This is a genomic window from Streptomyces sp. NWU339 (assembly GCF_003143855.1).
Lineage (GTDB): Bacteria > Actinomycetota > Actinomycetes > Streptomycetales > Streptomycetaceae > Streptomyces.
The window spans coordinates 108,141-130,557 of sequence record NZ_QFRK01000018.1 but is presented as its reverse complement, the minus strand read 5'-3'; the positions used below and the strand labels follow the sequence as shown (position 1 = coordinate 130,557).

At 70.8% G+C, this 22,417-nt stretch carries 24 protein-coding genes; 9 read left to right on the top strand and 15 right to left on the bottom strand.

The features are described 5' to 3' along the window. Position 1 precedes the first annotated feature (1 nt). Positions 2–562 (bottom strand): dUTP diphosphatase, encoded by a 561-nt coding sequence (dut, locus tag DIZ27_RS22060; RefSeq protein ID WP_109380171.1) that lies wholly within the window; start codon positions 560–562, stop codon positions 2–4. Next, entirely contained in the window at positions 559–1,143 is a 585-nt protein-coding gene (locus tag DIZ27_RS22055) for a PaaI family thioesterase (RefSeq protein WP_109380170.1), read from the bottom strand. Before DIZ27_RS22055 ends, dut begins: the two co-directional genes overlap by 4 nt. A gap of 56 nt (positions 1,144–1,199) precedes the next feature. On the opposite strand from DIZ27_RS22055, the gene DIZ27_RS22050 reads away from it, so the two are divergent. Then, the gene (locus DIZ27_RS22050; protein WP_109380169.1) at positions 1,200–1,661 is read left to right on the top strand and encodes a DUF3093 domain-containing protein; all 462 of its coding nucleotides are present in this window, start codon (positions 1,200–1,202) and stop codon (positions 1,659–1,661) included. 54 nt (positions 1,662–1,715) lie between these two features. Here DIZ27_RS22050 and DIZ27_RS22045 read toward each other — a convergent pair whose 3' ends face one another. The 4 genes from DIZ27_RS22045 to DIZ27_RS22030 all read right to left on the bottom strand — a co-directional run bounded on the left by DIZ27_RS22045 (position 1,716) and on the right by DIZ27_RS22030 (position 5,254). Continuing rightward, the gene (locus tag DIZ27_RS22045; protein ID WP_109380168.1) at positions 1,716–2,648 is read right to left on the bottom strand and encodes a hypothetical protein; all 933 of its coding nucleotides are present in this window, start codon (positions 2,646–2,648) and stop codon (positions 1,716–1,718) included. A gap of 13 nt (positions 2,649–2,661) precedes the next feature. Next, positions 2,662–2,958 (bottom strand): DUF4193 domain-containing protein, encoded by a 297-nt coding sequence (locus DIZ27_RS22040; RefSeq protein WP_003993510.1) that lies wholly within the window; start codon positions 2,956–2,958, stop codon positions 2,662–2,664. A gap of 390 nt (positions 2,959–3,348) precedes the next feature. After that, on the bottom strand, positions 3,349–4,596 hold the full coding sequence (locus DIZ27_RS22035) for a HAMP domain-containing sensor histidine kinase (RefSeq protein ID WP_109380167.1): 1,248 nt from the start codon (positions 4,594–4,596) through the stop codon (positions 3,349–3,351). A gap of 4 nt (positions 4,597–4,600) precedes the next feature. Continuing rightward, a complete protein-coding gene (locus DIZ27_RS22030) occupies positions 4,601–5,254 on the bottom strand; it encodes a response regulator transcription factor (protein ID WP_109380166.1) in 654 nt (217 codons plus the stop codon). A gap of 662 nt (positions 5,255–5,916) precedes the next feature. Here DIZ27_RS22030 and DIZ27_RS45825 point away from each other — a divergent pair. After that, on the top strand, positions 5,917–6,090 hold the full coding sequence (locus DIZ27_RS45825; RefSeq protein WP_181383634.1) for a hypothetical protein: 174 nt from the start codon (positions 5,917–5,919) through the stop codon (positions 6,088–6,090). A 130-nt stretch (positions 6,091–6,220) separates the two neighbouring features. Here DIZ27_RS45825 and DIZ27_RS22025 read toward each other — a convergent pair whose 3' ends face one another. Both DIZ27_RS22025 and DIZ27_RS22020 read right to left on the bottom strand, forming a co-directional pair. After that, the gene (locus DIZ27_RS22025) at positions 6,221–7,036 is read right to left on the bottom strand and encodes an inositol monophosphatase family protein (RefSeq protein ID WP_109380165.1); all 816 of its coding nucleotides are present in this window, start codon (positions 7,034–7,036) and stop codon (positions 6,221–6,223) included. Positions 7,037–7,044: 8 nt separating this feature from the next. Then, positions 7,045–8,175: a ferrochelatase gene (locus DIZ27_RS22020; protein WP_109380164.1), complete on the bottom strand. Its 1,131-nt coding sequence runs from the start codon at positions 8,173–8,175 to the stop codon at positions 7,045–7,047. Positions 8,176–8,341: 166 nt separating this feature from the next. Here DIZ27_RS22020 and DIZ27_RS22015 point away from each other — a divergent pair, with 166 nt between their 5' ends. Both DIZ27_RS22015 and DIZ27_RS22010 read left to right on the top strand, forming a co-directional pair. Continuing rightward, positions 8,342–9,601, top strand: a complete 1,260-nt coding sequence (locus DIZ27_RS22015; protein WP_109380163.1) for an MFS transporter — start codon at positions 8,342–8,344, stop codon at positions 9,599–9,601. Beyond that, positions 9,561–10,880 (top strand): D-arabinono-1,4-lactone oxidase, encoded by a 1,320-nt coding sequence (locus DIZ27_RS22010; protein WP_109380162.1) that lies wholly within the window; start codon positions 9,561–9,563, stop codon positions 10,878–10,880. The genes DIZ27_RS22015 and DIZ27_RS22010 overlap by 41 nt, the downstream gene beginning before the upstream one ends. Here DIZ27_RS22010 and DIZ27_RS22005 read toward each other — a convergent pair. After that, the gene (locus DIZ27_RS22005) at positions 10,804–11,679 is read right to left on the bottom strand and encodes a hypothetical protein (RefSeq protein ID WP_109380161.1); all 876 of its coding nucleotides are present in this window, start codon (positions 11,677–11,679) and stop codon (positions 10,804–10,806) included. The genes DIZ27_RS22010 and DIZ27_RS22005 overlap by 77 nt on opposite strands. A gap of 498 nt (positions 11,680–12,177) precedes the next feature. Here DIZ27_RS22005 and sepH point away from each other — a divergent pair, with 498 nt between their 5' ends. After that, positions 12,178–13,230 (top strand): septation protein SepH, encoded by a 1,053-nt coding sequence (gene sepH, locus DIZ27_RS22000; protein ID WP_109380160.1) that lies wholly within the window; start codon positions 12,178–12,180, stop codon positions 13,228–13,230. A gap of 93 nt (positions 13,231–13,323) precedes the next feature. Here the strand turns inward: sepH and DIZ27_RS21995 are convergent, their stop codons facing one another. Next, complete coding sequence (locus DIZ27_RS21995; RefSeq protein WP_109380159.1) at positions 13,324–14,175, bottom strand: sulfurtransferase; 852 nt, start codon at positions 14,173–14,175, stop codon at positions 13,324–13,326. Between the two features lie 300 nt (positions 14,176–14,475). Between DIZ27_RS21995 and DIZ27_RS21990 the strand changes: the two genes are divergently transcribed. After that, positions 14,476–15,279: a VOC family protein gene (locus tag DIZ27_RS21990; protein WP_109380158.1), complete on the top strand. Its 804-nt coding sequence runs from the start codon at positions 14,476–14,478 to the stop codon at positions 15,277–15,279. A 609-nt stretch (positions 15,280–15,888) separates the two neighbouring features. Here the strand turns inward: DIZ27_RS21990 and DIZ27_RS21985 are convergent. Beyond that, on the bottom strand, positions 15,889–16,521 hold the full coding sequence (locus DIZ27_RS21985; protein ID WP_109380157.1) for a hypothetical protein: 633 nt from the start codon (positions 16,519–16,521) through the stop codon (positions 15,889–15,891). Between the two features lie 602 nt (positions 16,522–17,123). Here DIZ27_RS21985 and DIZ27_RS21975 point away from each other — a divergent pair. Both DIZ27_RS21975 and DIZ27_RS21970 read left to right on the top strand, forming a co-directional pair. Beyond that, positions 17,124–18,059, top strand: coding sequence for a helix-turn-helix transcriptional regulator (locus DIZ27_RS21975; RefSeq protein WP_109380196.1), 936 nt, complete (start codon positions 17,124–17,126; stop codon positions 18,057–18,059). Next, positions 18,056–18,271 (top strand): DUF397 domain-containing protein, encoded by a 216-nt coding sequence (locus DIZ27_RS21970; RefSeq protein WP_109380155.1) that lies wholly within the window; start codon positions 18,056–18,058, stop codon positions 18,269–18,271. Before DIZ27_RS21975 ends, DIZ27_RS21970 begins: the two co-directional genes overlap by 4 nt. A 198-nt stretch (positions 18,272–18,469) precedes the next feature. Here DIZ27_RS21970 and DIZ27_RS21965 read toward each other — a convergent pair whose 3' ends face one another. Continuing rightward, positions 18,470–18,877, bottom strand: a complete 408-nt coding sequence (locus tag DIZ27_RS21965; RefSeq protein WP_109380154.1) for a MerR family transcriptional regulator — start codon at positions 18,875–18,877, stop codon at positions 18,470–18,472. A 49-nt stretch (positions 18,878–18,926) separates the two neighbouring features. Between DIZ27_RS21965 and DIZ27_RS21960 the strand changes: the two genes are divergently transcribed. Beyond that, entirely contained in the window at positions 18,927–19,808 is an 882-nt protein-coding gene (locus DIZ27_RS21960; protein WP_109380153.1) for an NAD(P)-dependent oxidoreductase, read from the top strand. 9 nt (positions 19,809–19,817) lie between these two features. On the opposite strand, the gene DIZ27_RS21955 is transcribed toward DIZ27_RS21960, so the two are convergent. The 3 genes from DIZ27_RS21955 to DIZ27_RS46520 form a co-directional block, all read right to left on the bottom strand. Further along, positions 19,818–20,468, bottom strand: a complete 651-nt coding sequence (locus tag DIZ27_RS21955) for a thymidine kinase (protein WP_109380152.1) — start codon at positions 20,466–20,468, stop codon at positions 19,818–19,820. 71 nt (positions 20,469–20,539) lie between these two features. Further along, a complete protein-coding gene (locus DIZ27_RS21950) occupies positions 20,540–21,790 on the bottom strand; it encodes an alkaline phosphatase family protein (protein ID WP_219933640.1) in 1,251 nt (416 codons plus the stop codon). Beyond that, entirely contained in the window at positions 21,790–22,386 is a 597-nt protein-coding gene (locus DIZ27_RS46520) for a DUF5998 family protein (RefSeq protein ID WP_219933639.1), read from the bottom strand. Before DIZ27_RS46520 ends, DIZ27_RS21950 begins: the two co-directional genes overlap by 1 nt. Positions 22,387–22,417: the final 31 nt, after the last annotated feature.

Here is a 22,417-nt window from a genome sequence, read left to right as displayed (position 1 = left end):
GTCACTGTCCTTCCCGGTCGGATACGACCGAAGCGTATCGATTCCCACCCGCTGCGCCGCCTTCGGCGGCCTGAACGCTTGTGCCGCTCTTACCTTCCACGGCGGCATGGCCGCCGGTGGACCCGAAGCCCCCCTCGGCCCGTACCGAGCAGGACAGCTCCGCGACCGGCACGAAACGGACCCGCTCGACCTGCTGGACGACCAGTTGGGCAATCCGGTCGAAGCGCTCGAACCGCACGGCCTCGCGCGGGTCGAGATTCACCACGATCACCTTGATCTCCCCACGGTACCCGGCATCAACCGTCCCCGGGGCATTCACCAGGGCGACGCCGCAGCGGGCGGCAAGACCGGATCGCGGGTGCACGAAGGCCGCGTACCCCTCGGGCAGGGCCACAGACACTCCGGTGGGCAGAACGGCCCGTTCACCGGGCGCCAGTTCGCACGCCTCGGTGGTGCGCAGGTCGGCTCCCGCGTCACCGGGGTGCTCGTACGCCGGAAGCGGTACGTCCGGGTCGACGCGCCGGAGCAGCACCCGGAGTTCGCCGCTGCGGGGCTCGCTCACGGGTTCACCTCGAAGGCGCGGGCGCGACGGACCTGGTCCGGGTCCTCCATGACGGCCCGGATCTCCTCGGGGCGGCCGTGGTCGATGAAGTGGTCGATCTCGACCTCGACGAAGAGCGCGTCGGCGCGGACGGCGACCGGGCCGACGGGGCCGCCGATGCGTCCGGTGGCGGTGGAGTAGATCTTCCGGCCCGCCACCGCGGTCACCTCCGCCTCCAGATGGAGCGTGGTGTCGACCGGCACGGGCTGGACGAAGTCGGTCTCGAGCCTGCCGGTCACGGCGATCGTCCGCAGCAGCCAGTTCAGCGAGCCGAGCGTCTCGTCCAGGGCGCTGGCGAGCACCCCGCCGTGCGCCAGGCCGGGGGCGCCCTGGTGGGCGGGCCGCACGGTGAACGCGGCGGTGACCGACACCTCTTCGCCGGCCCGCGCCTCGAGGTGCAGTCCGTGGGGCTGTTCGCCGCCACAGCCGAAACACTGGCCGTAGTGTGCGCCCAGCAGCTCGCCGGGTGCGGGCGCGTCCGGGTGGCGCACCGGTTTCACGGCGTCGGCGGGAGGCTGAAGAACTGAGGAAGTACCACTCACAGGCGCAGACCTTACCCGCGCGTCGGCCATCCTCCGACACCTGCCAAGCTGGATCCATGCAGCTCTCCGCCGCCCCGTACGAAGAACGCCTGACCGCGCCCCGCTCCTGGTGGCTGATCTCCTTGCTCGCGGGTGTCTCGCTGGCCCTGATCGTGCTGCCGCTCGGCACCCTGCCGATGCTCGGCGGCCTGGCCGTCGGCAGCGCCGCGGCGGCGGTCGTGGTCAGCGCGTACGGCTCGGTGCGCATCCGGGTCGTGGGCGGCCTGCTGATCGCCGGTGAGGCGAGGATCCCGGTGACGGCACTGGGCGAGGCGGAGGTCCTGGACGCCGAGGAAGCCCGCGCCTGGCGCACCCACCGGGCGGACCCGCGCTGCTTCATGCTGCTGCGGGCCTACATCCCCGGGGCGGTGCGGGTGGAGATCACCGACCCGGAGGACCCGACGCCGTACGCCTTCCTGTCGACGCGTGAGCCGCAGCGGCTGGCGGATGCACTGCGGGCGGCGAAGGCCGCCGCCTAGCACGGCTGGGCAGGGCCTCTCCGGGGCGGAACGGCAGCACGGGCCGGGCGGGGTTCATGGGACTCCGCGTCCGCCCTTCTCGCCGATGAACGCGTCCAGGTCCAGGGCGTCGGCCGGGGTCTCGAGGGCCGGGAGCTCGGGCAGGGCGTCCCAGGGAACCTGGGTCCTGCGCAGGTCGGTCTGGATACGGGCGGCGAGCTTTCTGGTGTCCCTGCGGTTCATGACCGCGCCGACGGCGGCTCCCACCAGGAACGGCATGAGGTTCGGCAGATTGCGCACGGTGCGCTTCATGATCCGCTGGCGCAGTTCGCGCTTCATGTGGCTGTTCATCGCCGCGCCCACGATGGAGGGCCTGGTCGCCTCGATTCCGCGCTCCTGCGACCAGGCGTTCAGATACGCGGTGCTGCGCTGTGCGAGGCTGCCCGCGGGTCGTACGCCGTAGACCTCGTGGAGTTCGGCGATCAGTTTCAGTTCGATCGCGGCGACGCCGGTGACCTCGGCGGCCAGCTCCGCCGGCATCGCCGGCGGCACGGGCATCATCGCCGCCGCGCCGACTCCGGCCCCGACCGTCGCCGTGGCCCTCGCCGCGCCCGCCACGAGCTTGTCCGCGAGCTCCTCGGGACCGAGCCCGGGGAACTGCCTCCGCAGCGTCCGCAGGTCCCTCACGGGCACCCGCGGGGCCATCTCGATGACCCGGTCCGTGAGATACGCCAGGCCCGCACGCGCGCGGGCACCGCCCTTGCGGGCGCCTTCCCCGGCCTTGTCCCGGAACTCCGCGGCCCGCCGGCGAGCCACCGGTGCGGTGGTGGTGACCTCCGCGGATACCGGGAGGTCACCCCGGTCGACTGCGAGTTCGAGCGAGGCCGCCCCGGTGTCGGTTGAGCCTCGCTCGTGGTCACGCGTGTCGCGCTGAGGGCCGTCCTGCGGCCCCGAGTCCGCTCCCCTCGCGAGGAAGCGGCGCTTCCGAGGAGGGGTCGAGCCAGTCACGGCCGACCCGCCCTCAGTCGCAGTCGCGGCAGATCGGCTGACCGTTCTTCTCCCGGGCCAGCTGGCTGCGGTGGTGCACGAGGAAGCAGCTCATGCACGTGAACTCGTCCTGCTGCTTGGGCAGGACCCGGACGGCCAGTTCCTCGTTCGAAAGGTCCGCTCCGGGCAGTTCGAGGCCTTCGGCGGCCTCGAACTCGTCGACGTCCACGGCCGAGGCCGACTTGTCGTTGCGGCGGGCCTTCAGCTCTTCAAGACTGTCCGAGTCGACGTCGTCGTCGGTCTTGCGTGGAGTGTCGTAATCGGTTGCCATTGTCGCTCTCCCCCTCTGGGTGTATGCGGTGTCTCCAGCGCACTAACGCGTGAGAGGCCGGACTTGTGCCCGACCTGAGGCGGAGATTTTGCCTCACATCAAGGTCTGTTACTCAATCGACACCCAACCGAACTCCTCATGAGTGACCGGCTTGGATGCGATGGGGACCGTACACGGTCCGAACGCGGCACTTCAAAGCCGCCCCACCGTGTACTTCCCGTGATCAAGGCTCCCGAAAACCGGGACTTTCCCGGCCTTTCGGCGAGTTCATGATCACAGAGGGTGGATGAATCGAGAAACGCTCTTGTGAGCGATCCCACACGGGGACGACGGGGGCACCCTTCGAAAATTCCGCCGAACGCGAACACCCCGTGTGTCGGCGACATGATGTCAGATCGGCAGGGTGACCCGCATCACGAGTCCGCCCCCCTCACGCGGCTGGGCGTAGATGTGCCCGCCGTGCGCCCGCGCCACCGACCGGACGATGGAGAGCCCGAGCCCGACCCCCTTGTCGCTGCCCGTCCGCTCGGTGCGCAACCGCCGGAACGGCTCGAACAGGTTGTCGATCTCGTACGCCGGAACCACCGGACCGGTGTTGCTCACCACCAGGACCGCCTGTCCGTGCTGGACCTGGGTGGTGACCTCCACCCATCCCCGCTCGGCCACGTTGTAGCGCACGGCGTTCTGCACCAGGTTCAGCGCGATCCGCTCCAGCAGTACGCCGTTGCCCTGGACGACCGCGGGCTTGTGGTCGCTCCGGATCTCCACGCCCTTGGCCTGCGCCTCGGCGTGCACCTGGTCGATGGCCTGGGAGGCCACCTCGGCGAGATCCACCGGCTTGCGCTCGACGATCTGGTTGTCGCTGCGGGCGAGCAGCAGCAGGCCCTCGACGAGCTGTTCGCTGCGCTCGTTGGTGGCCAGCAGCGTCTTGCCGAGCTGCTGGAGCTCCACCGGCGCGTTCGGGTCGGAGAGGTGCACCTCGAGGAGTGTGCGGTTGATCGCCAACGGGGTGCGCAGTTCGTGCGAGGCGTTGCCGACGAAGCGCTGCTGGGCGGTGAAGGCCCGCTGCAGCCGCTCCAGCATCTCGTCGAAGGTGTCGGCCAGCTCCTTGAGCTCGTCGTCCGGGCCGTCCAGCTCGATCCGGCGGGACAGGTCGGAGCCCGCCACCGCGCGTGCGGTGCGGGTGATCCGGCCCAGCGGCGACAGCACGCGGCCGGCCATCGCGTATCCGAAGGCGAAGGCGATGATCGCGAGGCCGAGCAGGGCGAGGAGGGAACGGCTGAGCAGGTTGTCCAGGGCGTGCTGGCGCTGCTTGTTGACGCACTCGTTCAGCGCTCTGTTCAGCTCGTCCGCGGGCATCTGCGCGCTGCGCAGATGGCAGATGTCGCTCTTCACCTGTCCGAAGAGGATTTGAAAGGGCAGGTCACTGCCCACCTTCAGCGCGTTCGCGGCGAACAGGTAGATGATCGACAGCAGCAGGATGCCGGCGATCAGGAACATGCCGCCGTAGAGCAGGGTGAGCCGTATCCGGATGGTGGGGCGCAGCCAGGGGAAGGGCGGCACCGGCCTGTGGGGGTCCCAGGTGGGCTTCGGAGGTGCCTGCGGGGACCCCGGGGCGGGCGTGGGGGTGGCGGCCACGGGATCAGATCCGGTAGCCCGAGCCGGGCACGGTCACGATGACCGGCGGCTCGCCCAGCTTGCGGCGCAGGGTCATGACGGTCACCCGCACCACGTTGGTGAACGGGTCGGTGTTCTCGTCCCAGGCCTTCTCCAGCAGTTGCTCCGCGGAGACGACGGCGCCCTCGCTGCGCATGAGCACCTCGAGGACGGCGAACTCCTTGGGCGCGAGCTGGACCTCCTGGCCTTCGCGGAACACCTCGCGGCGGTTGGGGTCAAGCTTGATCCCGGCGCGCTCCAGGACCGGCGGGAGCGGCACGCTGGTACGCCGCCCCAGGGCGCGCACGCGCGCGATGAGCTCGCTGAACGCGAAGGGCTTGGGCAGATAGTCGTCGGCGCCGATCTCCAGGCCCTCGACCCGGTCGCTGACGTCGCCGGAGGCCGTGAGCATCAGCACGCGCGTGGGCATGCCGAGTTCGACGATCCTGCGGCACACGTCGTCGCCGTGCACGAGGGGGAGGTCGCGGTCGAGGACGACCACGTCGTAGTCGTTGACGCCGATGCGCTCCAGGGCGGCCGCCCCGTCGTACACGACGTCGACGGCCATGGCCTCCCGGCGTAGTCCGGTGGCCACCGCATCGGCGAGCAGCTGCTCGTCCTCGACGACGAGTACGCGCACGTCGCTTGTCCTTCCTCGAGTCCCGCCGGGCAGCGCTCCGGAGCGCATGCGGGCAGGGTGCCGGTGGGTGTGTTGCCTCCATCCTGCCCTTTTCGGCCATAAGTCGGCTGTAAGAGCCCCGAACGAAATGGGCGCCCGGCTCGCGGCGCCTGGCACGCACTCCCCCCGAGCTCTGCGAGCAGGGGGACGGACCCCCAGTCGCGTTACCGAAAGGCCCTAGTAGCTCCTCCCCCACTCTCGACTTCGCTCGAGCGGGAGGGACCCCATGAGCGGAGGGGGACCCCATGACGCCGCGAGCTGATCGGACGCCCATTTCGTCCGGAGCTCCAAGGCGGGGTCCGCGACCGGGAACGGGCGGTGGCGCGGGGCACGGGACAGGGAAAGTCCGGACGAACGGCACGGGAATACGAGATTTTCTCGTACGGTGAGGTTTCCGCGGAAGGGAGCCTGGGGAGGACGGGTTTACATCCCGCGATCACGCTCTGCTCGCACCGTGCCACACCGCGGTGCGCATCAATCCGTTTCCTGCAGAGCGGACCCGGGTGTCCGACGCCGTGGCCCCAGGCCGAGCGGCGCCGGTCATCCACCGCAGACGTGATCGTCCCTTTCGAACGGCACACCTTCGTGCCGTCGACCCACGACCCAGGACGAGGGGGCGCAGCATGGACGCTTTCACCGCAGGACTTCTGCAGCGCATAAGGACGACCGAGTCCGATCTGTCCCGGGCCCGCGACGAGGGTGACGACTTCCTCGTCGAGGTGGAGCAGGGCGAGCTCGACGACCTGCGCCGGCTCGCCGCCGAGCACGGTGTGGAGGTCGGTGCGTCCCTAGCCTGATCAGCCCGACCGCGTCAGGACCGGCGCGTCGGTACCTGCGCATGAGCGCGTTCGAAGCGGGCCCCGGCGAATCCAGCGCCGGGGCCCGCTTCACCGTCTCCCGCGGGATCCTCCCCCGGTGGTCCGTCCGTCAGTCGTGCCAGGCGCCGAAGTCCTCCAGCAGCCGCTGGAGGGGCTCGAAGACGCCCGGGGTGGCCGCGACCGCGAGATCCCACGAGGGGCGCTCACCGGGCCGTCCACCGGTCAGCGCGCCCGCCTCCCGGGCGATCAGGTCACCCGCCGCCAGGTCCCAGGGGTGCAGTCCGCGCTCGTAGTAGCCGTCGAGGCGGCCGCAGGCGAGGTCGCAGAGGTCGACCGCGGCCGAGCCGCCCCGCCGGATGTCCCGCAGGAGCGGGATCAGCCGCTGCGCGACGCCGGCCTGATGGGTGCGGACCTCGGTGACGTAGTTGAAGCCGGTCGAGACCAGGGCCTGGTCGAGGGACGGCGCGGGACGGCAGGTCAGCGTGCGCTCGCCCTCCCAGGCGCCGGTGGCACGGGCGCCGCCGCCGCGGACGGCGTGGTACGTCTCGCCGCGCATCGGGGCCGCGACCACCCCGACCACGGTCTCGCCGTCCTGCTCGGCGGCGATGGAGACGGCCCAGGTGGGCAGCCCGTACAGGTAGTTGACCGTGCCGTCGAGCGGGTCGATCACCCAGCGGACGCCACTGGTGCCCTCGGTCGTGCCGCCCTCCTCGCCGAGGACTCCGTCGTCCGGCCGGTGCTCGGCGATCAGACCGGTGATCAGCTTCTCGGCCGCGATGTCCATCTCGGTGACGACGTCGATCGGGCTGGACTTGGTCGCGGCGACCTCCAGGTCGGCCGGCCGGCCGTCCCGCAGCAGCTCGCCCGCGCGCCGCGCCGCCTCGCGGGCCAGCTCCAGCAGTTCCGCGTGCAGGGGGTCGGTCACGGCGCTCCTCACGCGTAGGGGCTGTCGGCGCCCGCGGCGGCGGGACGCGGGGCGCGGGCCGGGCAGCAGCCCACCGGGCAGAGGTTGTGACTCGGACCCAGGGCGCCCAGGGCGCAGGGGGTGACGTCGTCCTGGCCGCGCTCGGTGGCCGCGCGCTCCACGATCAGGTCGCGGATCGCGGCGACGAACCGCGGGTCGGCGCCCACGGTCGCCGAGCGGCTCACCGGCAGTCCCAGCTCCCCCGCCTTGGCCGCGGCCTCGGTGTCGAGGTCGTAGATGACCTCCATGTGGTCGGAGACGAAGCCGATGGGGGCCATGACCACGGCCGGGACCCCGGCCGCGTGCCGCTCCTCGAGGTGGTCGCAGATGTCGGGCTCCAGCCAGGGGATGTGCGGGGCGCCGGAGCGGGACTGGTAGACGAGCTGCCAGGGGTGGTCCACGCCGGTGCGCTCCCGTACGGCGTCGGCGATCAGCCGGGCCGCGTCCAGGTGCTGCCGTACGTACGCGCCGCCGTCACCGTGCTCCTCGACGGGGCCGGAGGTGTCGGCGGAGGCGGTGGGGATCGAGTGGGTGCAGAAGGCGATGTGCGCGCCGTCGCGCACCTCCTCGGGCAGCTCGGCGAGCGAGCGGAGGACCCCGTCGACCATGGGGTCCAGGAAACCGGGGTGGTTGAAGTAGTGCCGCAGCTTGTCGACCTCGGGCAGCTCCAGACCCTCGGCCTCCAGTGTCGCCAGGGCCTCGGCGAGGTCCTCGCGGTACTGGCGGCAGCCGGAGTACGAGGCGTAGGCGCTGGTCGCCAGGACGATGATGCGGCGGCGGCCGTCGTGGATCATCTCGCGCAGGGTGTCGGTGAGGTACGGCGCCCAGTTGCGGTTGCCCCAGTAGACCGGCAGGTTCAGCCCGTGGTCGGCGAAGTCCTCGCGCAGCGCGCCCAGGAGGGCACGGTTCTGTTCGTTGATGGGGCTTACCCCGCCGAACAGGAAGTAGTGCTCCCCGACTTCCTTCAGGCGTTCCTTGGGGATGCCGCGCCCGCGTGTCACGTTCTCCAGGAACGGGACCACGTCGTCCGGGCCTTCGGGGCCTCCGAAGGAGAGCAGCAGCAGGGCGTCGTAGGGGGTGGGATCGAGCTCGTCAGGCATGCCTCGATCCTGCCATCAGGCACCGACAGCCGGGGAACGACGGGGGCCGACCGGACCACGGGATATATTAGGGTCACCTAACCAGTAAGCTGTATCCACTGCGGTCGCACCTTACTGGGAGTCCGGTCTCCCGCGGTCGTTCCTTGCTGAGATTTTCGGAGACCTCGTGCCCAGTCCCTACACCGCCCTGTTCGCCGCCCCCGGCAGCAAGAGCTTCTCGGCCGCGGGGTTCCTCGGCCGGATGCCGCTGTCCATGATGGGCATCGGCGTGGTCACGATGGTCTCCCAGCTGACCGGACGGTACGGCCTGGCCGGCGCCCTGGCGGCCACCATCGCCCTGGCCGCCGCGGTGGCCGGCCCCCAGGTCTCCCGCCTGGTGGACCAGTACGGGCAGCGGCGGATCCTGCGCCCGACGACGCTGTTCTCCCTCACCGCGGCGGCGCTGCTGCTGTTCGCCGCGCACTACGGCTGGCCGGACTGGGTGCTCTTCGTCGCCTGCGTCGGCATCGGCTGCGTGCCGAGCGTCGGCGCGATGGTCCGGGCCCGCTGGGCCGAGCTGTACCGGGGCACCCCGCAGCTGCACACCGCGTACTCCTTCGAGTCCGTGGTGGACGAGCTCTGCTTCATCTTCGGGCCGATCGTCTCCATCGGGCTCTCCACGGCCTGGTTCCCGGAGGCCGGTCCGCTGCTCGCGGCCTGCTTCCTGGCGGTCGGCGTCTTCTGGCTGACGGCACAGCGCGCCACCGAGCCCGCCCCGCACCCGCGCGAACGCACGGGCGAGGGCCGTGCGTCGGTGCTCGGCGGCACGGCGCTGCGCTCCGCGGGGCTGCGGGTCCTGGTGGCCACGTTCGCGGCGACCGGGGCGATCTTCGGTGGCGTGGACGTGGTCACCGTGGCCTTCGCGGAGGAGCGCGGGCACAAGGCCGCCGCCAGTGTGGTGCTCGCCGTGTACGCGCTGGGCTCCTGCACGGCGGGGGTCGTCTTCGGGCTGATGCGCTTCGCCGGAGCGCCCGAGCGCCGCTGGCTGCTGGGCGTGTGCGCCATGGCCGTGAGTATGATCCCCCTCCTACTGGTCGGGAACCTGCCGTTTCTGACCGTGGCGCTGTTCTTTGCGGGGATGTCCATCGCTCCCACGATGATCACGACGATGTCCCTCATCGAAGAGCACGTACCACGCGCGCAGCTCACCGAGGGCATGACCTGGGTGAGCACCGGGCTCGCGGTCGGGGTCGCGCTCGGCTCCGCCGCGTCCGGCTGGGTGATCGACGCGGCCGGGGCGCGTGCCGGGTACGGGGTTCCGGCGGTGGCCGGAGCCGTCGCGGTCGTGGTCGGTTTCCTCGGGTACCGCCGGCTCGAGCGGCCGGCTCCGGGTCGGGGAGGCTCCGTTGGGCAGCACGGCGAGCACGAAGAACGGAACATGGCGTAACTGGGGAGGCACCGTCCTCGCCCGCCCCGCGCGGGAGGTCACGCCGGCCTCCGTCGAGGAGCTGGCGTCGGCCGTACGCAGTGCCGCCGAGGACGGTCTCCCGGTGAAGGCGGTCGGCACCGGGCACTCCTTCACCTCCATAGCCGCCACCGACGGCGTGCAGATCCGCCCCCGTCTGCTGACGGGGATACGCGACATCGACCGGGCGGCGGGCACCGTCACGGTGGAGGCCGGCACCCCGCTCAAGCGGCTCAACACCGCTCTCGCGCGGGAGGGGCTGTCGCTCACCAACATGGGCGACATCATGGAGCAGACCGTCGCCGGGGCCACCAGTACCGGCACCCACGGCACCGGCCGTGACTCGGCCTCCGTCGCCGCGCAGATCCGGGGCCTGGAACTGGTCACCGCCGACGGCTCGGTACTCGCCTGCTCCGAGAAAGAGAATCCTGATGTCTTCGCGGCCGCCAGGATCGGCCTCGGCGCCCTCGGCATCGTCTCCGCGATCACCTTCGCCGTCGAGCCGGTCTTCCTGCTGACGGCCCGCGAGGAACCGATGCCCCTCGACCGCGTCCTCGCCGAGTTCGACGAGCTCCACGCCGAGAACGAACACTTCGAGTTCTACTGGTTCCCCCACACCGGCAACACCAACACCAAGCGGAACAACCGCAGCGCGGGCCCGGAACGGCCGGTGCATCCCGTCAAGGGCTGGCTCGAGGACGAGTTCCTCTCCAACGGCGTCTTCCAGGCAGCCAACTGGGTCGGCCGCGCGGTGCCCGCGACCGTCCCCGCCATCGCGCGGATCTCCAGCAGGGCCCTGTCCGCGCGGACCTACACCGACATCCCGTACAAGGTGCTCACCTCGCCGCGCCGGGTGCGCTTCGTGGAGATGGAGTACGCAGTGCCGCGCGAGGCCCTGGTGGACACGCTGCGCGAGCTGAAGGCCATGGTCGACCGTTCACCCCTCCGGGTCAGTTTCCCCGTCGAGGTGCGTACGGCCCCGGCCGACGACATCACCCTGTCCACGGCCTCCGGCCGCGACACCGCGTACATCGCGGTCCACATGTTCCGGGGCACCCCCTATCAGGGGTACTTCACGGCGGCGGAACGCATCTTCACCGCCCACGAGGGGCGGCCCCACTGGGGGAAGATCAACACGCGGGACGCCGATTACCTCTCCCGGGTGTATCCGCGTTTCGCCGAGTTCACGGCGCTGCGGGACCGCCTTGATCCTGAACGCCGCTTCCGGAACGACTATCTGCGGAGGGTTCTGGGGTCGTAGCGGGCGCGTCCGGTTCCGGGCTCACGGGGGCGTCGGAGCCCTGGCTCCCGGTGCCGTCCGGGGTGCCCGCCGACGCGTCGACGCCGTCCGGCGTGTCGCCGCCGGAGCCTGTGGCGACACCTCCGTCCTGAGGCGTCACGGAGGGCGCGGGCGCCGGTCCGTCCCCGCCGAAGTCCTCGGAACCGTCCGAGGTACCGGGGTCGTTCGACGTCCCGGAGTCGTCGGGGTCGCCGGAGTACTGGTCGTCCGAACCGCCGGAACCCCCGGATCCGGACGTGTGCTGACCGGTGACGGCGTTGCCGATGGTGGTGCTGGGTGCGCCGCTGAGGCTCTGGCCCGCAACGAGTTCGTAGGTGGTGATTCCGGCCATCGTGACCCCGAACACCAGCGCGGTCGCGACCAGCATCCGCTTCCCGTTCCACCGCACTCCCCTGGCCCGGCCCCGGTACACGGTGCCCTCGGTGAACTCGCCGGGCGCGGGCACGGTCCGTCTCCCGGCCGCCGCGGCGGCCGGGCGGCCGGACCCCACGGCGGCCACGCGGAACTGCTCGCCGGTGCGCTTGAAGAAGTGCTGGAAGAGCGTTCCGCCGCAGGTGGCGACGATACTCATGACTCCGGCGCCGATGATCGTCCCGTAGACGCCGAAGGACGAGGCGAGTTGGGCGCCCAGCACCGCGGCCACCGCGCTGCCGGCGACCTGCGCCATGCTCAGGTCGATCCGAGGGCTCTTCGCCTCCCCCGCGGCACTCGCCTCCCCGGTGACACTCGACTCGCCTGCGACATCCGACCTTTCACGCATCCTCGGCCCTTGCCCGCCTTCCCATACGTTCCCTCACATGAGCGATCAACTGCATGACAACGCACACCAAGTCGACGTCCAAACGAAACCATTAGTTCCGTTTCTGACGATTACGTGAAGTACGCCACGCCGAGATCGAGGGAGCCCGGCCACGGCGGCGCGAGGACGGCCGAGCAGCACCTCTTGCCAGAAGTCGGGCGGCGCGCCGATCCACGCACTTGGCCCGAATGGAGTACTGTTGCGAGCCCTGGGTCCGGACGCCCATCAGGGTGCTCCGGCCCTTGAGGACCGCCGGGAGGGGGCCAGTTGCACAGGGTGACGCGGTTGGTCACTTAGCGTTGCGAATAGGTAACCGTGCCATAACGGCGATCCAGGGCCCATGCCCGACACGCCGGGCAACTCGGCAAGGTTGTGGCAGGCTGCACCCGGGCAGGCCACACTCGACTAGCGGAAGCAGCGACGCACGTGACGTCGGCAGGCACCACCCGGGAGGTCCCCATGCCCGAACTGCGTGTCGTGGCCGTCTCGAATGACGGCACACGGCTGGTGCTGAAGGCTGCGGACAGCACGGAGTACACGCTTCCGATCGACGAACGTCTCCGCGCCGCCGTACGGGGCGACCGTCCACGCCTCGGCCAGATCGAGATCGAGGTGGAGAGCCATCTCCGCCCCCGCGACATCCAGGCGCGTATACGTGCCGGCGCGACCGCGGAAGAGGTCGCACAGATGGCCGGCATTCCCGTGGACCGCGTCCGGCGCTTCGAGGGCCCCGTGCTCGCCGAGCGCGCCTTCATGGCGGAGCGCGCCCGCAAGACCCCCGTCCGCCGGCCCGGCGAGAACTCCGGCCCGCCGCTGGGCGAGGCCGTGCAGGAGCGACTGCTGCTGCGCGGCGCCGAGAAGGACACCGTGCAGTGGGACTCCTGGCGCCGCGACGACGGCACCTGGGAGGTGCTGCTGGTCTACCGGGTCGCGGGCGAACCGCACTCGGCGAGCTGGACGTACGACCCGCCCCGGCGGCTCGTCCAGGCCGTCGACGACGAGGCGCGCTCGCTGATCGGCGAGTCCGACGACCTCGCCGCGGCGCCCGAACCGAGCTTCCCGTTCGTGCCGCGCATCGCCCGGCTGCCGCGCGAGCGCCAGCAGGACCGTCCCGGCGAGCGTGACCGGCAGAGCCCGCCACCCGGCCACGGACCCGAGTACGACGAGGAGTCGGCGGTCCCGGCAGGCGGTGAACGGGACTCGCTCACCAGTCTGTTGGAGGCGGTGCCGAGCTTCCGGGGCGACCTGGTGGTTCCCGAGCGGGTGCCCGAGCCCCTCCCCGAGGAGCCCGACTCCGAGCCCGAGGCGGAGGAGCCCCCGGCCCCGGCGGCCTCGGCCGGTTCCGCCTACGCGGACGTCCTGATGCCCCGTGCCGTCAGCAGTCACCGGGACCGTCTCGTCGGCTCCACCGACCGCCAGGCGGAGGCGGACGGCGTCCGGCCGGGCCGCCGCGCCGCGGTGCCGAGTTGGGACGAGATCGTGTTCGGAACGCGGCGCAAGAAGCAGGAGTGACCGGGACCCGGCACTGAGGTGATCCGGCGTCGGCCAGTACGGAAAGGGGGTGCTCGCCCGGGCGAGCACCCCCTTTCCGCTTCCGCCACGCGCCTATCGGGGGTCCGGCCCCACCGCGACCGGCCGCTCCGGGTCCGACGACCATTCCGACCAGGATCCGACGTACAGCGCCGCCGGGATGCCCGCCACCGCCAGCGCCAGCACCTCGTGCGCCGCCGAGACGCCGGAACCGCAGTACACGCCGACCGGCGTGTCCTCGGACGCGCCCAACGCCCGGAACCGCGTGCTCAGTTCCGCGGCGGGCAGGAAGCGACCGTCCGGGCCCACGTTCTCGGTGGTGGGCGCCGAGACCGCGCCCGGGATGTGGCCGCCGACCCGGTCGATCGGCTCCACCTCGCCCCGGTAGCGCTCCCCCGCCCGCGCGTCCAGCAGCAGCCCGGACCGGGCCAGCGCCGCCGCGCCGTCGGCGTCGAGCAGCCCGGCCACCGCCGGCACCGGCGTGAAGTCGCCCTCGTCCGGCTGCTGCACCGAGGTCTCGAGCGGGCCGTCCCAGGACGACAACCCGCCGTCGAGGACCCGCACGTCCGGGTGACCGGTCCAGCGCAGCAGCCACCACGCGCGGGCGGCCCCCCAGCCCAGCCCGCCGTCGTACACGACCACCGGCCGGCCCGCCGACACGCCCGCGCGGCGCATCGCGGCACCGAACTCCTCCTGATCGGGCAGCGGATGACGTCCCCGCCCGGCCGGCGGGGCGGCCAACTCCCGGTCCAGGTCGACGAAAACGGCACCGGGCAGATGCCCGGCCAGGTATGCGGCCCGGCCGTCGAACGGCGGCTGACCGGCCGCCGCGGGCGTGCTGAGCTGCCAGCGGACGTCGAGCAGCACCGGCGGGTCACCGCCCGCCAGTTCACCGGCGAGTTCGGATGCGGAGATGATGGCGTTCATGGCCACCATCCTCGCGCACGGGGTGGCCGAGTCGTCCATGTCCGGCTAATCTGCTCGGCCGGGCAGACCCGATCACGAGGCGTATGGGATCGGGCACATGCCGTACTACCGATCGACATCATCCGGCAAGCGCGCCGAAACGGGCGGAGGCCCGCGCATCGGGCATCCTCCGGAGGCGGAACCGCCGTACGGGGGCGGGCCCAGGGCGCGCGGCGCCGTGGCTGATGCCTGGAGCAGCACGGCGATGATCCGCGGAGCGAACGCGACACGACCCTCGCCCGGGTCGAGAAGAGAGCGACGATGACCGACACACGGGGGTCCGTCCACCGAGACGGTGAAGCGCCCTTTCGGCACGCGCCCGGCACACCCTGCTGGGTGAGCCTCATGGTGCACGGACCGGACACGGCCCGGAGGTTCTACGAGGCGCTGTTCGGCTGGGAGTTCCGGCCCGGCCCGCAGCAACCCGGCCCGTACGCACGCGCGCTGCTCGACGGCCGCGAGGTGGCCGGCATCGGCCTGCTGCCGCCGGACCGTCATCTGCCCATCGCCTGGACGCCCTACTTCGCCTCCGCGGACGTGGACCGCACGGCCTCGGCCGTGCGGTCCTGCGGCGGCACGGTCGGGGTCGGCCCGCTGGACGCCTCCGACGCCGGGCGGCTGGCGATCTGTTCCGATCCCTCGGGGGCCGTCTTCGGCATCTGGCAGGCGTCCGCGCACCTCGGCACGGCCGTCACCGGGGTGCCCGGCGCGCCCGCCTGGAACGAGCTGACGACCTTCGAGTCGGAACGGGCAGCCAAGTTCTACGCGTCGGTGTTCGGTTACACGGTGGAACCGGAGATCTCCACCGACATCGACTGCACGACCCTGAACCTGGAGGGCCGTCCCGTGGCCGACATCCACGGCGTGGGCAACACCCTGCTCCGGGACCGGGGACCGCACTGGACGACGTACTTCACCGTGGCCGACCTCGACGACGCGGTGGACCGTGTCCTGCACCTGGGCGGCCAGATCCTCAGACAGGCCCGCGACAGCGCCCACGGCCGCACCGCCACGGTCGCCGACCCGGAGGGCGCCCGCTTCGCGCTCTTGCAGAGCCCTCTCTGACGGGCAGGCTTCGCGGTCGGCGACCACCGCGAACGCAGGACTTCCTCCGGCAGGAAGCGGACGCGGGTTCGGTCCGGGCGCTGCGGGACTACTCCACGGCCCGGCCGGGGTGCTCCGCTGAGCTCGGTATCCAGGGTCCTGCCCGTCTGTTCGAGCCGACGGCCGCCGCTGCTGTGACGCAGGTGGCGGATGGTGTCCCACCGGGTGGTGCAGGGGATCTTCACGGTCCCGGCACTGCGGAGCCGGAGACGGGTGCTCTGCCGAAAACCGTGAGCAGTCGGCGGGCATGTGTCACGTAAGCGCTCAAACGAGCGGCATCAGGACAGCGGTGGCCAAAGTGCTCACGACTTCAGGACGGTGTGTCCTTCCCAGGGCCTGGGCGGGTGTCCCGGCATCGCCCACGTCGAGGCCGCCGTCCCACCGGGCAGTCGCGGAAAACGCCAGCACGAGCAGCCGACCGCCCCCGGCAAGGTCCGACACACCGTCACTCGATCCCCCTCCCGCCGAACAGCGCGACCGGCTCGACCCACAACACCACCTTCAGATCCCTTGCACCACCCGAAGGGACACCATCGGGTCCTCGCCGTCTGGCCCTGGACCTGGTCGGGGTCAGTCGTCGGTGATGGGGAACATGTCGGCGTAGGGGTCTGGTTCGCCGGTGAGCGGGTCCAGGCCGGCCACGAGTCGTCGTTCTTGCTCCCGCCAACTGACGAAGACATCCGTCCGTTTCCAGAGCGATGCGTCGCCGAGTGGGCAGGCGTCGAACTGGCCCAGCATCATCCGGGTGATGAACTGGACCATGCCGCAGTCGAACAAAGCCCAGCTCGACTCGTTCCACGAGTGCTGCCGACGCCAGGCCACGACAGGCCACTTGTCCGGATCGGGGTCGTTCATGAGCCAGGCCATCTCGTTGGCGTTCATTCCGGAGCCCCAGGGCAGGACGGCGTCGGCACCGAGCGCCACGCCCGGAACGCCTTTGTCCATGTCCCAGAGCTCGCGCAGGCCGACCGCGTGGCCTCCGATATGGCACTTTTCCCATCCGCGCACGTCACTGGGGAGTGGTGGCAGGATGACGAGATCTCCGATATCGCCCACTCCGTATGTGTCCAGCAGAGCCTTGTAGTCGCTCGGAAGGCCGGTGCCCAGCTCGGTTTCGGCCGCGTCCCAGTCGATCCGCTCTCCGCCCGCGAAGTCCGCCGGTACAAGATCGAGCAATGCGGCCACGTCGGAATGAAGGCCCATGGTGACATCCCCTTGAGATCAGTGGTCGGCCACCTTAGTCGTGTGGGCTGACATCGTTGCTCCGGGGAGCCGGGTCGACACATTCCCTCTCCCGTGAGTGATCAGTCACCGTGCCGTCGCCGCATCTACCCGTAGGTCCAACTCGATTGCCAGAGCAGCATGTTCATTCACACTCGGGTCGTAACCGTTCCCTTCCCGCAGGGCGACGCACGCCTGCTCGGCGCGAGCCATGCGCTCCTCGGGCGTCAGCAGGGCCTCGGCGAGGTGAGACAGGCGACCCTGTAGGGACATGCCTTCGGAAGAGGCTTTTCGAATGAGCCGGTCGCGGGCTTCGGCGGGGGCGCGGGCCTCCTCATTCGACTCGAAGGTGGGTCCGGTGACGGGGCCGCCTTCAAGGGGACGCAGGAGGTGGCGAATTGGGTGATGCCGGTGGGGTTGACGGGTTTCATCGTCATGCCCACACAGTCCCGACGTTCACTTAGCGTGGCCAGCGGTAACGCAGCGACAGGGGGCGGCTGTACGCGTGCTCTCCGCAGGAGTACGAGCCGCGTGCCGTGACGGCGTCCCTCGCGGGGCGTTGAGCAGAACAGGCGGTGGTGAACATGGCGGAGCGCAAGGGCGCGGTGGCGGGGGCCGAGGCGGTTCCCGGGGAGCGTGGGCACGGCGGCGCGGGAGCGGCCGTGAGTCTCGGGGACGGCTGGGACAACGACGACGGAGCCGGGCGGCGACCGGAGGACGAGGCGGGGCGAGGGGTCGTCGTCGCGTTCGGGCAGACCATGAAGACGCTGCGGGTGCGGGAGGGCCTGGAACGCGAGGAGTTCGGGAGGCGGCTCGGGTACTCGGCGTCCACGATCGCCTCGTTCGAGCAGGGGCGGAGGATTCCGTCCCCCAGGACGATCGAACGGGCCGATGAGGTGTTGGGGGCGGGCGGGTTGCTGTGCCTGTGGAAGGAGCAGGTGGAGCGGGCGCAGTATCCGGTGTTCTTTCAGGGGATGGCGGTGCTGGAGAAGGAGGCCACTGAGCTGGTCTCCTACAGCATGCCTGTGCTCAACGGCCTGCTTCAGACCGAGGAGTACATGAGGGCGCTGCTTGCCATGAGGCGCCCCCCTCTGGACGAGGAGACCATTGAACAGCGTGTGGCAGCACGATTGGTCCGGCAGGACATTTTTGATCGTCGGCCTGCTCCGTTTCTGAGCTTCGTGCTCGACGAGTCGCTCTTGGGACGTCCGTACGGGGGCAAGGCGGTACTGCGCGGGCAGTTGGAGCATCTGCTGTTGGTCGGCCAGAAGCGCAACGTCGAGATCCAGGTCATGCCGCTCGACCGTGAGGACAACGCCGGCGTGAACGGACCGTTCACCGTCGTCACGCGCAAGGACGGCAAGAAGTTCGTGTACGCCGAGGCACGGGGAATCGGCTCTCTGCAGACCGACCCGGAGCAAGGGGTTCTGGCGGCCGCCCTTTATGGGATTATCCGATCACAGGCTCTCAGTCCGCGAGAGTCAACGGAGTTCATCGAAAGGTTGCTGGGATCGCCATGAACAACGCTGAGTCCTCGACCGTCACCTCCGGCCTCGCCTGGTTCAAGAGCAGCCACAGTGGAACCGAGGGCGGCGAATGCGTAGAGGTCGCGACCGGTACGGCAGTGGTGCACGTCCGGGACTCCAAGGCCGCTGCCGGGCCCATCGTCACGGTCTCGCGTGACGCGTGGGCAGGATTCGTCGGACTGGCCTCGTCGGAGCGGCGCGTCTGACGCTCGTACGGTCGTGAGAGCCCTGCTGCTTCCTGCCGGACGGCAGGGCTCTCACGTAGGCGCAGGTGTCCGTTCCGTCCTCCGGAACCCCGTTCACGAACGACTCGTTGGCGAAGCGGCGGATGAACTGCGCGTAAGCGGATTCGCGTTCACTTTCGGCGACTGAACCGGGGCACCCGGCCCGAGGTGCCCGTTCCGTCAGGCGGGTACGGGCTGCTGGTCGGTGTCCTCGAAGGGCGGATAGGTCCGGCTGCCCATGCGCTCGGCCGCGTCGATGTAGTCGGCCAGGGCGTCGCGGGATCGGGCGAGCCTGTCCAGCTGGTCGTCCAACCGCTGGAGCCGTGCCCGCATCGCGGCCAGTAACTCGGGACACCCGATCAGCTCCGGAGCCTCTCCCGCCGCACAGGGCAGCAGGTACGCGATGTCCTCGGAGGACAGACCGGCGCCGAGCAGGTGGCGGATCTGTTTCACCCGAAGTACGGCGCTCTCCCCGTACTTCCGGTAGCCGTTCGCGCCGCGTTCTGCCTCCAGCAGGCCCTGGGCCTCGTAGTAGCGCAGTTGATGGGCGTTGACGCCCGTCCTGCTGCTCAGTTCTCCGATACGCATCGCAACCTCGCTTGACCTTCACACCGGTATCAACGTCGAGGATGCTGCCATGAACGCAACCGACACATCCGTGACAGTCATCGGGCTCGGGCTGATGGGTCAGGCCCTCGCCCGCGTTTTCCTGGAAGCCGGACATCCCACAACCGTATGGAACCGTACGGCCGCCAAGGCCGACCAACTGGTGGCCGACGGTGCACGGTCGGCGCCGACGGTCGGCGACGCGCTCAAGGCCAGTTCCCTGACGGTCGTCTGCGTCACCGACTACCGGGCCGTGCACGAGTTGCTCGGCGCGAGCGACGTCGAGCTCGACGGGACGACGCTGGTCAACCTGACCTCGGGCAGTTCGGCGCAGGCCCGGGAAACCGCCCGGTGGGCCGAGTCGCACGGCGCCCGTTATCTGGACGGCGCCATCATGGCCGTTCCTCCGACGGTCGGCACCGCCGAGGCGGTGATGCTGTACAGCGGGCCGCAGGCTCACCTTGATGCGCACAAGTCGGCACTCGACGCGCTCGGCACCGTCACTTACCTGGGCGCGGACCACGGCCTGGCGTCCCTGTACGACGTGGCCGGCCTGGCCATGATGTGGAGTGTCCTCAACGCCTGGCTGCAGGGCACCGCTCTGCTCATGGCGGCCGGTGTCGACGCCGCGACATACGCGTCGTTCGCGCGGCAGATCGCGGTGGGGGTGGCCGGGTGGCTTCCCGGGTATGCCCAGCAGGTCGACAGCGGTTCCTTCCCGGCGGAGGTGTCGGCCCTGGAGACCGACGCACGGGCCATGGCACACCTGATCGAGGAGAGCGAGGCGATGGGTGTCAACGCCGAACTGCCGCGGCTGATCAAGGCGTTGGCCGACCGTTCGATCGCCGCCGGACACGGCGGGGAGCAGTATCCGGTGCTGATCGAGGAGTTCGGCAAACCCCGTACCGGCTGACCGGTCCGGTCAGGCCTGAGTGATGGGCAGCACGTCCGGCGACAGTGCCGCCGCGCGGGCCGTGGCGGCCGTCGTGCGGCGGCGGTGGTGGCGGCGGCACAGGACCTCGTAGCCGACCTCGTCCGCGGAGTCGGTGACGTCGCCGACCACCACCTGGGCGCCCTCCACGACCATGACTCCGCCGACGGTGCGGGCGTTGTGGGTGGCGCGGGCGCCGCACCAGCACAGGGCCTCGACCTGAAGTACCTCGACCCGGTCGGCCAGTTCGACCAGGCGCTGGGAGCCCGGGAACAGCTTGGAGCGGAAGTCGGTCGTGATGCCGAAGGCGTAGACGTCGATCTCCAGGTCGTCCACCACACGTGCGAGCTGGTCTATCTGCTCCGGTGCCAGGAACTGTGCCTCGTCCGCGATCACGTAGTCCGCGCGCCTGCCCTGCGTGAGGTGGTCGACGAGGTGCGTGTACAGGTCCGCGCGGTCCCCGACCTCCACCGCGTCGGTGACCAGGCCGAGGCGGGAGGACAGCTTGCCCTCCCCGGCACGGTCGTTACGGGTGAAGATCATGCCCACCAGGCCGCGCGCCGAGCGGTTGTGCTCGATCTGGAGAGCCAGCGTCGACTTCCCGCAGTCCATCGTTCCGGAGAAGAACACGAGCTCGGGCATGGGAGGTTGGGCACCTTTCGGTGGGGGCGGGCTGGGTCGGGACGACGGCCGGGAGTCGGCGGCCGGGAGCCTCAGGAGCGTACTTCGAGCAGCGGGACCAGCTGCTCGGCAGGGGTCAGCGAACCGTGGTTGCCGACCATCGCCGACTCCTTCGGCTCCCGCTCCGAGGCGACGATCAGCACGTCGTCCCGCGCGGCGGCGACCACATCGCCGATGCGGTGGTACACGCGGTCGTCGACGCGGGGGCCGAACCAGCCCGCCGCGATCGCCTCGTCCCGCGAGGCCACCCAGAACTGCTCGCCGAGCACCTCGCGCCAGCAGGTCAGTACGTCGTTCTCAGCACCGGGGACGGCGTAGACGTGGCGGGCTCGGCCCTCGCCGCCGAGCAGGGCGACCCCGGCACTCAGCTCCCAGTCGTGGTCGAAGTCGATGCGGTGCTCCTCGTCGAAGGGCACGTCGACCATCCCGTGGTCGGCGGTGACGTAGAGCGCGCTGCGCGGTGGGAGCTGTTCGGCCAGTCGCTGGACCAGGCGGTCCACGTACATGAGCTGGCCGCGCCAGGTGTCGGAGTCGACGCCGTAGCGGTGTCCGGCGCCGTCGACCTCGGCGTAGTACGTGTAGACCAGGGAGCGGTCGGCGGCGGCCAGTTGTTCGGCCGCGAGGTCCATGCGCTCCTCGCCGGACAGCCGCCCGTGGAAGGTGCCACCGCTCAACGCGACCTTCGTCAGCGGCGTGTGGGCGAAGGTGGGCGAGGACACCTGGGCGGCGTGCACCCCGGCGCGGTGGGCCAGCTCGAAGACGGTGGGGTGCGGCTGCCAGGTGTCGGGCTGCGTCCAGGGCTGCCAGCGCAGCTGGTTCATCAGTTCGCCGGTGTCCGGGTTGCGCACGGTGTACCCGGGCAGGCCGTGTGCTCCGGGCGGCAGACCGGTGCCGACGGAGGCGAGGGAGGTGGCGGTGGTGGCCGGGTAGCCCGTGGTGATCGGCCGTCCGGTGCCGCCGCGCGAGCCGGGCAGCAGGGACGCCATGAACGGGGCTTCCTCGGGGTGCGCCTTCAGCTGCTCCCAGCCGAGGCCGTCGATCAGGAACACGCAGTTCCGGTCGGCGGGGGGCAGTTCCGGGATCGCGGCGGTGAGGCCGGGGACGCCCATGCCCGCGGCGAGCGTGGGCAGCAGGTCGGCCAGTGAGCCGGTGCCGTATTCGGGCCGGGGCGCGGAGGCCGGGGCGAGGGGCTCGGGGTAGGCCCCGGGTGTGAGGGGCCAGGCGGTGGTGGGGACGGCCTGCGCGGGGTTCGGGGTGTGCGGGGTGTCGGAGGTGTGTGTCATCAGTTCGTGGGGTCCGCGGTCGCCTCGGAGAGGGCCTGCGCGAAGGCGAGCGCCTGGCGCACCGTCTCCGGGCCGTCCCCGGCCTCGCTGACCCGCAGGCTCAGGTCGTCGGCGGTCGAGCTGCCGGTGTAGCCGTGGTCGGCCTCGCAGTTGGGGTCGCCGCAGGCGGCCGGCTCCAGGTCGAGGCGGGAGACCGCGCCCCAGCCGATGGTGAGCACGATCTCACGGGGCAGGGTGCCCGGCTTGTACGACTCGGGGTTGGCGACCACGCGGCTGACCACGATCGACGAGATCCGGCCGAGCTTCACGGACTCCGTGGACGTGGTGGCGTAGGGCGTCGGGGAGGTGGTGTCGGCGGCCTGCTCGTCGGTGTGGCTGACGATGAAGCGGTTGCCGGTGAGGACGAGCACGGTCACATGGCGCCGCACCTCGTTCTGGTCGAACGTCGTCTCCTGGTGGACCAGGTACGACCGAACGGGCTCGCCGCCCACGGCGGCCTCCACCGCCTCGGCCACGAGGGCCGGGTAGTAGCCGCTGCGCTCGATCGCCGCCCGCAGCCCCTGGGTCGTCGTACTGGTCTTGGCCATGGCGCCCATCCTACGGGGGACCGCTGACTGCGAAGCACCG